This is a genomic window from Actinophytocola xanthii, from assembly GCF_001921205.1.
GTDB classification, from domain to species: Bacteria; Actinomycetota; Actinomycetes; order Mycobacteriales; family Pseudonocardiaceae; genus Actinophytocola; species Actinophytocola xanthii.
This window is the reverse complement of the sequence record NZ_MSIE01000012.1, coordinates 21,372-33,071: the sequence shown is the minus strand read 5'-3', so window position 1 is coordinate 33,071 and position 11,700 is coordinate 21,372. Positions and strand designations below refer to the sequence as shown.

The following is an 11,700-nucleotide window of genomic DNA, read 5'->3' as shown; positions in this document are numbered from 1 at the left end:
CCGCGGTTCGGGGCGGTTGGTAGGGCTGCGGGCCCCAGGCCGGCGGTGCCTGGCGCGGGGCGGGGACGGGCGGGGACACCGGTGAGGACACCGGCAGAGGGCCCGTGGTCACCGGCGAGGGAACCTGGGCGGGCAGCGGACGCGCGGCGAGTCGCGGCGGCGGGGCCGGGCGCCGTGCCGGCACGGGCGCCAGCGGGGCCCGCGCCGCACGGCGGCCGCAGTAGACGGTCGTCGGCAAGCCCGCGTACATCCCGGTGATCAGCTGGCCGACGAGCACGCCGAGCAGGCCGATCAGCGGCCACTCCCAGGACGCGGTCGAGCTGTGCAGCAACCCCGCCGCCAGGGCCGTCGCGCCGGCGAGGGCGTAGCCGAAGCCCTGCACCATCGACGACAGCGCGGCGGCGGTGTCGCCGTCCGGCGCGGCCCGCAGCGAGATCAGCGCGAGCGCCAGGCCCACCGACGGCATCCCCAGGCCGAGCCCGACCGCCCACACCCACGGCGTGATGTCCGGATAGAGCAGCAGGCCGCCCATCGCGATCAGGTTCGGCGCGCACAGGGCTATCGCCAGCGCCGACTGGCTGGTCGACGCCCGCGCCCACTTCGGCACCAGCAGGGCGATCGGCACGCCGAGGGCCATCGCCACGGTGAACATCCAGCCGACGACGGTCGGGCTGACGTTCGCGTGGTCGAGCAGGATGCTGGGCAGCCACCCCATGATCGTGAAGGTGAAGCCCGACGTGAGGCCGAAGTGAATGGTCACGGCCCAGGCGATCCCGACCGGGCGCAGGGTGAACGGGCTCGGCCGCTCCCCCGTGTCCACCGGCTGCTCGATGAACCGCCGCACCGCCACCCGCCAGGCCACCAACGCGGCCGCGGCCAGCAGCGCCCACGCGCTCACGCCCGTCTGCCAGGTCTGCCCGCCGGCGACGTGCGGCGTGATCAACGCGCCGAGCCCGCTGCCGCCACCCATCGCGGCCACGTAGCAGCCGGTCAGCAACGCCCAGGCCCTGGTCGGGGCGGCGTGCGTGATCACCGGGAGCAGCGTGCCGAGCACGGCGATCGCCAGGCAGGCGAGCACGGTGCCGGCGAGCAGCGTGTACGGTCCCGCGACCACCCGGCCGGCCAGGGCCGCGGCCAGCACGAGCAGCGCCACGGTGACCGTTCGGGAGGTGCCCCAGGTTCCCCGCAGCTTGTAGGCCAGACCGCCGCCGACGGCGAAGCACCAGACCGGCGCGGCCACCACGACCGAGGCCAGGACCGCGGACATGCCCGTACCGGTGCGGATGTCGGCCAGCACGGCGCCGACGCTGGTCACGGCGGGCCGGAGGTTCAACGCGAGCAGTGGGACGGCGATGAGCACCGACAACGACAGCGCGAGGCGGGCGCCGCCGACCGGGAGCTCGGTCACCTGCGGGCGCTGTTCGGCCCGGTGCACGGCCGCACCCGCCGGGCGGGCCGGAACAAGGACTCGGTAGGGCGGCGTGTTGCGCCCGACGACATGGTTCGGCCTCATGCCGGCCTCCAGCTCGGACAGCCTCACGGGCGTGGCAGGTCGCGGCACATCACGAAAAGGTGCGCTGGACGACGACCTGATCCGCGTTGCTGGAGGGGGCGCAGGGGGTTCGTCGCCGGGGTCCTGCGACGCTCGGCGAGGGAGGTTGCAATTGCATCTGCGTTTGCGGTCGAACGGGCCTTCCGGTGAGACTGGTCAGACTGGTCAGAGAACTTCCGCTTCCTCATTCTGTTGGGTTGTAACGCGTTGTCTGACGATGAGATTACGACCTGTCGTGTGACAGTGGAATGGCTGTACATCACAATTGGGTGTTAGCTGTAATACGGCTCGCCCCTACCGGAGCCGGATGCGCGTTGTGCGCTCCGATCTGGTCGCAGGCCGTGGCGATCTGGGGATCCCGCACGTCACCCGTTCGGCCGTAGCGAAGCAGGGAAACAAAGTGTCCACGGCCGCTTCTCGCCCTCCCATTACCGTTCAGAACAGCGCATTCCCACATTTCGGAACCGGGTTCGTGAACGGGTTTCGGGCTTTCTTTCATCTCGATTCGGTAGCGGCGGGTCGGGGAGGCGGACGCGCCGGCTCGCGCACGGCGGGCCGGAGGGCTCCGGTAGCGTCCGGCGCGACGCGGACCCGCCGGAGGTCCGCCCGGTGAGGATGGGCGCGGGATGATGGAGCTGGACGAGAACGACACCCTGTGGACCGACGAGGCCCGCGAGTCGTTCCGGACCGCGGCGGCGAACCTGGTCGAGGCGATCCGCCAGCACAGCGCGGCGGTACTGGAGCTGCCCGGTGTCGGCGAGGACACCGAGGCGGTGGACCAGGTGGCCGAGGCCCTGGCCGAGGCCGCCGCGGCCTACGCCGACGCCCAGTACGAGCTCAGCGCCACCGTGCCCCCTCTCGGCCTCGACGAGGTCGAGGAGGACGAGGACACCTACGACCTCGACGACACCGACCTCGACGACACCGACCTCGACGACACCGACCTGGACGACACCGACCTGGACGACACCGACCTGGACGACACCGACCTGGACGACACCGACCTGGACGACACCGACCTGGACGACGAAGACGAACTCGACGAAGACGAACTCGAGGAAGACGAACTCGAGGAAGACGAACTCGAGGACTCCGAGTCCGACGAGGCCGAGTCCGAGATCGAGGGGGCCGAGTCCGAGATCGAGGGGGCCTCCGAGCCCGCCCTCCGCCTCACCGTCCTGCACCGCGCCGACTTCGTCGTCGCCGACGAGTCGGCGGTGGTCCAGGCGGGCAAGGAGGCCTACCACGACGCCTGGGACCCCACCGACCACGCCGAGCCGAGCGACGTGGTCGGCCTGGCCGACGCCCTGCGGCAGATCCAGCAGACCGGTGGCATCGAGGCACTGGCCGACACCCCCGGCCTGGTCTCCGCCGGCGCCACCACCTGGCTCCTCGAGGCGACCGACCTCCTCGACGAGCGGGACCCCGACGACGAGCACGACACCCCCTTCGTCCTCGAGCCGGACGCCCAGCACCGCCTCCTCCACCGCGTCGACGAGGTCCACAGCTGACCCCTGCCCGTCCCGACCGACCCGCCTACCCGGGCACACCGAGGACTTACGGGGCGAGGAACTCACGCAGGACCGGGGCGAGGACCTCCGGCGGAACCACGTGGTGCTGGCCGGGCAGGACCTGGAGCCGGCCGTCCGGCAGGGCGCGGCTGAGGTCCCGCACGGTCTCGAGCATCCACTCCGGGCTCGCGCCGCCGACCAGGACGAGGGTGGGCACGGTGGCCGCGGCCACCAGCGCGGTGGGTACCGTGCCGCCGGTCGGGCCACCCAGGACCGCCGTGTCGTAGGCCAGCGTGTGGGCCAGCGCCGCGGTCCCGGCCCACCAGGGCTCGGTCCGCCACCCGGCGACCTCCTCCGCCGGCACGCCGGTCATCGTCAGGAAGTGCGCCAGGGCGTCGTCGCGGCGGCCCTGCCCCAGCAGTGCGGTCAGCTCGGCCGCGCTCGCGCGCGACTCGGCCGCCATGTCCGCGGCGACGTAGGGCGGCTCGTGCAGCACGGCCCTGGACACCGGCACGCCGGCCGCGCTCGCCTGCAGGACGAGGCCGGCTCCCGAGGAGTGGCCGTAGAGTGCGACCGGACCGCCCACCGCCGCGGCGAGCGCGCCGAGGTCCTCGACCTCGCGCGCCACCTCGTAGTGCTCGGCGTCGCCGCTCTCCCCCCGGCCCCGCCGGTCGTAGTTCACCACCGAGAAGTGCTCCGCCAGCTCCTCGGCGATGCCCGCCATCCTGGTGCGCTCACAGGTCGCCCCGCCCACGACGACCACCGGCGGGCCCGAGCCGAGCAGGTCGTAGGCGATCCGTGTGCCATCCGCCGAGGTGACCATGTTCGTCATGGGCGGACCGTACCCGCGGGCACCGACAACGGCCGGTGCCCGCGGGCGGGAGGGTCAGTTCCGGACGATCGTGAACGTCGTCGTCGTGTTCCTGATGTCCACCGCGTTGTTGGTCAGGGTCAGGTTGGTGAACGTCGCCGAGCCCCGGGCCGGGCCCTGGCCCGCCTCCGGCATCTCGTTGACCCAGATACCGAACCCGGACTTCGCGTCGAACTGGTCGCCGCTGCGGCGGGCACCGCTGATCGAGACGTTGGTGAACACGGTGTCCGCCACCGGGAACTGCGGCTGCCCGTTGTCGTAGTTCGTCTGGAACATGATCCCGCTGTAGGTCGGGTCCACGATGTCCACATCGGACACGCGAATGCCCTGGAACACCTTGGACGCGGAGAACACCCAGATTCCCGGGAAGGTCTGCGCGCCCCAGAAATGCCCACCGGCCCGGACGATCGACATGTTCTCGAACCGGGTCGGCGGTGAGGCGCCGAAGCCGTTCATCGGGATGCCGAAGTCGAGCGAGCTGATCGTGACACCGGAGTACACCAGCGTGTCCGCGACGTAGATGTTGCGGAACACGTTGTTGTACCCACCGTAGGCCGCGATGCCGGCGGCCCGCCAGGTCAGGATCGACGTCAGGTTCTCGTAGGTGTTGCCGGTGACCTCCCCGCCGCCGCCGTCCTGAGCGTTGAACAGCGCGAAGCTGTCGTCACCGGAGGCGCGGGACTCGTTGTTGGACACCAGGTTCCCGGAGCTGCCGTTGGTCATGTTGACCGCGTCGGCGAAGATGTTGCGGATCCGGTTGTTCCTGATGGTCATGTTGTCGGTGTTCATGCCCCAGAACAGGCACACGAAGTGCTCGACCCAGATGTTCTCGATCGTCGAGTTCGCGTGCGTGCCGAAGTCGAACACCTTGCCCGGCCCGTCGTTGCGGATCGTGTAGTTGCCGAAGTACGCGAAGCCGGAGAACAGCGACCCGTTCGCGGAGCCCTCGGCGCGGAACCCGACGTCCGAGTTCTCCTGGGTGGACGGTGCGTGGAACCTGGTGTACCACGGGCCGGCCCCGACCACCCGTACCGGCTTGCCGTACACCTGGAACTTGCTCGTGGTCTGGTAGTCGCCCGGGGGCAGGTAGACGCCGACCAGGTTCCCTGTGGTGTCCATCCGCACCCGGTCCAGGGCGTTCTGCACGTCCTGGTGCCCGGTCCCGGTCGGCGTGGTGTACCGCGCCGGGTCTGGGTTCGCGGTTGGTGAGACCTGCTCGAGGCTCACGAAGTCGATCGCGTAGGTGGTGTTGTTGGCCGGGTCCTTCTGCAGCCGGATCGTGCTGCCCGCCGGTACCGACGAGTCGAGCATGACGTTGGCCTCGTCGTAGATGTGCCGCGGGCCGCCGGCGCTCGGCGAGTTGCCGGGGCTCGCCTCGTTGCCGTAGAGCCAGGCGTACTTCGAGGTCAGCGAGACAGCCTTGTGGAAGCTGCCGTTGACGTAGATGTTCAGCGTCGAGCTGATGCCGCCTCCGCCCGGGGCGTCCGGGATCGAGAACCGGGTCACCAGGGTGTTCGTCGGCGCGCGGGTGGTCCACTCCACGTAGGAGCCGTTGCCGTTCAACGTGACCGCGCGACGGCCCGACGCCTCGCCGGCGAGGTCGCCAACCGTCCTGTTCGGACCGACCACTGCGGCTCCGCCGCCGGTCCGTCCGTCCTCGGCCTCGTACATGTCGTAGGGCATGTTCGCCCCGCGACCGACGAACAGGCTGTGGGTGGAGGTGTTGTTGGGCTGCTTGGCCGGCAGCTCGTTGGCATCGGCCGCCAGCGCCACCCGCACCGTGTACCGGCCGTTGGCGGCCGTCCAGGTGCCCAGGTTGACCGGCCCGGTGGCCGCGCCCGCGGCGATGGTGCCGGTGAACGCGCCGGTCAGCGTGCGGACCGTCGCACCGGTCGTCGCGTTGACCAGGGTGAGCGTGATGCCGTGGCTGCCGCCGGCGGAGGCGACCGTTCCCTGGTTGCGGATCGCCACCGAGAAGGTCACCGCGGTGCCCTCGCGCGGGCTGGTCGGCGTCCAGCTGACCGAGGACGCGACCAGGTCTGAGGTCGGTACCGCGGTCACCACGAGCGAGGACGAGCTGGTGAACGCGTTGTTGGTCTCGTCCTTCTCCACGACCTCGTCGTCGACGTCCACGACGGCACGCACGGGGTAGCTGCCCGCGTCGCGCGCGCCGATGTTCGCCGTCACGGTGGCGCTCGCACCGGCGGCGAGGGCACCGACCCGGGCCGTGCCCACCTCGTCCGCGCCGAGCTGGAAGGTCACCGGAGCGGCGGGTGCGGGACGCTCCCCCGCGTTGCGCACGGTGGCCGACAGGGTCACCGTGTCGCTCTCCGACGGCGCCGTGGGCGTCCAGCTCAGCCCGGTGACGGTGAGATCCGGGTTCGGCGCCGGCTCGCCGATGACCTGCAGCTCGGCCACCTGCCCCGCGGGAGCACCGGTGTTCGCGGTGAACCGCAACCGCAGCTCCGCCGCCGTCGCCGTGACCGGGACGGTCACGGCGTTGCCGCTGGCCGGGTTGAAGTCGTAGCCGGCCGAGGGGGCCAGCGTGGTGAACGAGGAGGCGTCCTGGTCCCGGCCCAGTACCTCGAAGGTCTGCCGGCGCGGGCCCCAGACGGGGTCGGGGTTCAGCTTCACCACGACCGAGGTGATCGTGGCGTTCGACCCGAGGCTCACGGTCAGGGTGTTGGGGTAGGCCCCGCCGTTGCCCTCCCAGTAGGTGGTCAGCGAGTCGTCGTTGGCGTTGGTGGCGACGAACGTGTGCACGTGGCCGGAAGCGGTGATGGGCTTGCCCAGGGCCAGGTTCGTGCCCTGGGTGGTGCCGGTGCGGACCACGGCGTTGCTGTTGGCGGACTCGTTGCCCGCCGCGTCCCGCGCGCGGACGTGGTAGGTCACGGTCGCGCTCGCCGGCTGGGTGTCGGTGAACGTGAGAACCCCGGCGCCGACGCTGGTCCGCAGCGAACCGTTGGCGTAGACGTTGTACCCGGACACGCCGACGTTGTCGCTGCTCGCCTGCCAGGTCAGCCGGATCTGCCCGCTCGCCGGCTGGGTCAGGGCCAGGTTGGTCGGTGCGCTCGGCGCCTCGGTGTCGCCGGTGGCCGGACCGAGTACCGTCACCTCGCCGACCTGCCCGGCGGGCCAGGCGGTGTTCGCGGTGATGTGCACCCGCAGGTACCGCGTGCTGGTCTGGGCGAAGTCGATGGTGACCCTGTTCTGCGTCGAGGGGTCGAACCGGTAGCCGGTGGAGGCGACCAGATCGCTGAACGCGGAGCCGTTCTCGCTGCGCCGCAGGGCCATGGTCTGGGTCCTCGCCTCCCAGCCGGGCGGCAGCGCCAACACCACGCGGTTGACCGCGACGACCGCGCCGAGGTCGACCTGGATCCACTGCGGGAAGGCGTTGTTGGTGCTCTCCCAGTAGGTGGCCGGGTTGCCGTCGGTGGCGTTGCTGGCGGGGTACTGACCCAGCGAGCTGCTCGTCGAGACGGCGCGGACGAGGTCGCGGGTGGACACCCGCGCCGGGAACACCTGCAGCTCCGCCAGCTGGGCGGTGTCCCGGCCGCCGTTGTTGGTGAAGTCGAGCTGCACGAAGCGGGCCGTGACGCCGGCGAGCTGGAGGCGGACCGTGTTGTCCTTGGCGGGGTCGAAGACCCGTGGCGCCGCGGCGACCGCGGTCTGCATGGCGCCGGTCTCCGCGCCGGTACGCACGGCCAGCACCTGCGAGCGGCTGTCCCATCCGGACGGGACCTTCAGTACGAGCTCGCCGAGCCGGGCCGTCCTCCCGAGGTCGACGCGCAACCACCGCTGCCGGGCGGTGGAGCTCTCCCAGTAGGTCTCGGCGTCCCCGTCGGTGACGGCGGCCGTACTCGAACCGCCGTCGCTCGATATGACCGATCGGCCATGGGCGAGGTCGGCGGGATGGGGTTCGGCCGCGGCGCTCGACTGGCCGGTCACCGCGAACACCCCGGTGACCAGTGCCGAGGCGGTCAGCCAGGACACGACTCTCTTCGCTCTCATTGCGTCGCTCTCATCGTCGAGACGGACAGGACAGCGGGATGATCGGTATTTGCATCAGTCTGCTCGTTTTTTGCGGTGATCCAAATCAGAGTTGCGCACAAGCTGCAGGAAGTCAACGGCGTCGATCAGAAAGTTCTCGGTTAGTTCCCAACGCACTGGCCGATCGGCCGAGGTCGCCTTCGCCGGCGCGTGGCTAGCTTGCCCGGGCAGAACGACCCGCCCATCCCCATCGGAGGTGCCAGTGCGACTCGGCAGGAAGTCTCGAACATGCGGGGTGGTCCTGGGTGCGGTGCTCGCCACCGCCCCGGCGGCCGGCGCGGCGCCACCGGGAGCCGCGCCGCCGGCTCCCGGGACGACCGGCGAGGTCCGCACGGTCACGCTGGTGACCGGGGACCAGGTCATGGTCCAGAACGGCAGGGTGAGTTCGGTCCGGCCGGGTGAGGGCCGGGAGGGAACCACCTTCTCCGTCCGCAGCCGTGACGGGCACGACCACGTGGTCCCGACGGATGCGGCACGGTTGCTGGCGCAGGGCCGCCTGGACCAACGGTTGTTCGACGTGACAACACTGCTCGAACTCGGCTACGACGACGCCACCCGGGACACCCTGCCGCTGATCGTCACCCACCCCGAGAACCGCCCCGCACCCCGCCTGGCCGCCACCAACGTCAGCCGGGAGCTGCCCAGCATCGACGCGGTCGCCCTGAACGCCGACAAGGGCGGCGGAGCCTGGGAAGCGCTGACCGACGGCACCACCACCCGCCGAACCACCGGCGGCATCGAGAAGATCTGGCTCGACGGCAAACGACAGCCCACCCTCGAACACAGCGTCCCGCAGATCGGCGCCCCCACCGCCTGGGAGGCGGGACTGACGGGCACGGGCACGACGGTGGCGGTGCTCGACAGCGGAGTCGACCAGACCCACCCCGACCTCGCCGACCGTCAGGCCGCCGAACAGAACTTCACCGACGCACCCGACGCAGTCGACCGCATCGGACACGGCACCCACGTCGCCTCGATCGTCGCCGGCACCGGCGCGAAATCCGGTGGCCGCTACCGCGGCGTCGCGTCCGGAGCGCGCATCCTCGACGGCAAGGTGCTCGACGACGAGGGCTGGGGCATGGACTCCTGGATCATCGCCGGCATGGAATGGGCCGCCGACCAGGGCGCGGACGTGGTGAACATGAGCCTGGGCGGCAATGACGGCGAGGAGCTGGACCCGGTGGAGGAAGCGGTCAACACCCTCTCCGCCGAGCACGGCACGCTGTTCGTCGTCGCCGCCGGCAACGCCGGCCCCGGCGCGGGCACGGTCGAGTCGCCGAGCAGCGCGGCCGCCGCACTCGCCGTCGGCGCCGTGGACCGAAACGACGACCTCGCCGAATTCTCAGCGCGTGGACCGCGGGCCGGCGACGGCGGCATCAAACCCGACATCACCGCACCCGGCGTCGACATCATCGCCGCACGACACGCCAACGGCACCGTCGGTGAACCCGTCGTCGGCGGTTACACAGCCATCTCAGGCACCTCGATGGCCGCACCACACGTGGCCGGCGCCGCGGCACTCCTGGCCCAACGCCACCCCAACTGGACCGGCACCCAACTCAAAGCCGCCCTCTCCGCCTCGGCCCGTCCACACCGCTCCCTCACACCCTTCGAACAAGGCGCCGGCCGGGTCGACGTGCCCGCGGCACTCGCCCAGAGCATCGTCACCGAACCCACCAGCATCAGCCTGGGCGTCGCGGCCTGGCCGCATGACGACGACGAGCCGGTCAGCAAGGAGCTGACCTACCACAACCTCGGCGACACCGACCTCACCCTCTCCCTGACCACCGACGCCACCGGACCCGACGGCACACCAACCAACCTCTTCTCCCTCAACACCACCGAACTCACCATCCCCGCCGGCGACACAGCCACCGTCACCGTCACCGCCAACACCCGCCTCGGCGAGACCGACGGCGTGTACTCCGGCGCGGTGGTGGCCACCGGGCCCGGGACGACGACGAGGACACCGCTCGCGATCGACCGTGAGGTGGAGAGCTACAACCTGACGGTGAACATGCTCGACCAGAACGGTGGACCGGCCGCCCTCAGCCAGGCCACGCTGGCGGGGCTCGACAACAGCACCTACGAGTCCTTCTCCGAGGAGGACGGCTCGTTCCAGGTCCGACTACCCAAGGGCCAGTACCTGCTCGACGTCCTGGTGTCCGACGAGCAGACCGGGCACGGTCACCTCCTGGCGGCCCCGGGACTGCTGGTGGACCGGGACCTCACCGTCACGATGGACGCGCGCCGGACAAGGCCGGTCCGGGTCACCCCGCCGCGCGAGGACGTGGACCTGGTGCTGGGCGATATCGCGTACCGGGTCGAGACCGAGGCGGGCACCACAGGGCTGGGGGTCCTCTTCGACGACCTGAGCAGGATCTCCACGGCTCAGGTCGGGGACGAGCTGCCGGGCACCACCCTCACCGGCAGGGTCAACACCCACTGGCTCGATGAGGACGGCTCGTTCTACGGCCTGTCCTGGTTCCCGGAGGGCGAGCTGCCGACCGGGTTCGACAAGGTGGTACGCCAGCAGGACCTCGCAACAGTGCGCGCGGACTTCGGCCCCACGGCCGAGAACGTCAACGCCTTGCGTTTTGTGTACCCGCACCCTCGCACGGGTGCCACGTTCGGGCTCGGCATCGGCCGCCCGGTGCCGGTGCCCGGCGCCCGCACCGAGTACTTCTCGACCGAGGGCGGCACGCGGTGGAGCACCGAGCTGGTCCTCGACGACCCGGAGACCGCGCAGCGACACGGGTCGTTGCGGTCGCCGGCCACTGCCTACCGGGCCGGGCAGACCTACCAGGCACGTTTCAACTACGCGGTGTTCGGCCCGGCGCTGCCGAGGAACGACGACCCGTGGGCCTATCGGGTCGGCGACGACCTCGAGCTGAACATCCCGCTTTTCGGGGATTCGTCGGGCAATGCGGGCTTCTCGTATACCGGTTCCGCGCGCACCCGGCTGTACCGCGGCGACGAGCTGCTCGCCGAGACACCGACCGCGGGCAGCGGCACGATGGAAGGACTGCCCGCGGAGGAGAGCCGCTACCGGCTGACGACCACCGTCACCCGACCGAAGACGTTCGACACGACGACGTCGATGAGCGCCGAGTGGACGTTCAGCTCGTCCCATGTGGACGGGAAGGAGCCGGAGGCGATCGAGCTCAACGCGGTCCGGTTCCTCCCAGAACTGGACGACAACAACTCCGCACCCGCCGGCCGCCAGTTCCTCGTGCCACTGCGGATGCAGGACCAGACCGGCGCGACGACCAAACCCAGGTCGATCACGGTCGAGGCCTCCTACGACCGCGGCACGAGCTGGCAACCGGTGCGGATCACGGGAAACCTGACAGCGGTCCTGCACCACCCCGCCGACGCCCAGACCGTCTCGCTGCGGGCGGAGGCCACCGACCGCGAGGGCAACACCGTGCACCAGACGCTCATCGACGCCTACAAGCTGCGGAGGTAAGTGCCTGAACGGTCCACGTCGGCGGCAGCCGGCAGTCGACGATCGTGCCGCTCCCACGGGGCGGCACGATCGTCGACGCTGGGACCACCTCATCAGGTTGCACGCCAGAGAGCTTGTTGTTCACCAAGGAACCGACCCATCGGCTGATCCTCGCCTCTCGGCGGATGCGGCAGCGTGGTGCCCGCGAAACGGAACCGGGGGCGCCGGGTCTCGTCGGAGAGACACGCGGCGAAGCGTGCCGCGCCAT

At 70.8% G+C, this 11,700-nt stretch carries 5 protein-coding genes; 2 read left to right on the top strand and 3 right to left on the bottom strand.

Going from position 1 to position 11,700, the window contains the following annotated elements; translation table 11 throughout:
- On the bottom strand, nucleotides 1-1,513 hold a 1,513-nt coding region (locus tag BU204_RS08595), incomplete at its 3' end, for an MFS transporter (RefSeq protein ID WP_143229377.1).
- 665 nt (nucleotides 1,514-2,178) lie between these two features.
- Here BU204_RS08595 and BU204_RS08590 point away from each other — a divergent pair.
- Nucleotides 2,179-3,063 carry a pentapeptide repeat-containing protein gene (locus BU204_RS08590; RefSeq protein ID WP_075125054.1) on the top strand — a complete coding sequence of 295 codons (885 nt, stop codon included), beginning with the start codon at nucleotides 2,179-2,181 and terminating at the stop codon, nucleotides 3,061-3,063.
- A 46-nt stretch (nucleotides 3,064-3,109) separates the two neighbouring features.
- Here the strand turns inward: BU204_RS08590 and BU204_RS08585 are convergent, their stop codons facing one another.
- Entirely contained in the window at nucleotides 3,110-3,895 is a 786-nt protein-coding gene (locus tag BU204_RS08585) for an alpha/beta fold hydrolase (RefSeq protein ID WP_075125053.1), read from the bottom strand.
- Between the two features lie 54 nt (nucleotides 3,896-3,949).
- On the bottom strand, nucleotides 3,950-7,945 hold the full coding sequence (locus BU204_RS08580) for a discoidin domain-containing protein (protein WP_075125052.1): 3,996 nt from the start codon (nucleotides 7,943-7,945) through the stop codon (nucleotides 3,950-3,952).
- A gap of 241 nt (nucleotides 7,946-8,186) precedes the next feature.
- On the opposite strand from BU204_RS08580, the gene BU204_RS08575 reads away from it, so the two are divergent.
- Entirely contained in the window at nucleotides 8,187-11,453 is a 3,267-nt protein-coding gene (locus BU204_RS08575) for a S8 family serine peptidase (RefSeq protein WP_143229376.1), read from the top strand.
- Nucleotides 11,454-11,700: the final 247 nt, after the last annotated feature.

What these genes read in the sequence shown, in the direction of transcription:
- BU204_RS08590 (WP_075125054.1), top strand. Translation starts at nt 2,179, where the DNA reads ATGATGGAGCTGGACGAGAACGACACCCTGTGGACCGACGAGGCCCGC.
- BU204_RS08585 (WP_075125053.1), bottom strand. Translation starts at nt 3,895, where the DNA reads ATGACGAACATGGTCACCTCGGCGGATGGCACACGGATCGCCTACGAC.
- BU204_RS08580 (WP_075125052.1), bottom strand. Translation starts at nt 7,945, where the DNA reads ATGAGAGCGAAGAGAGTCGTGTCCTGGCTGACCGCCTCGGCACTGGTC.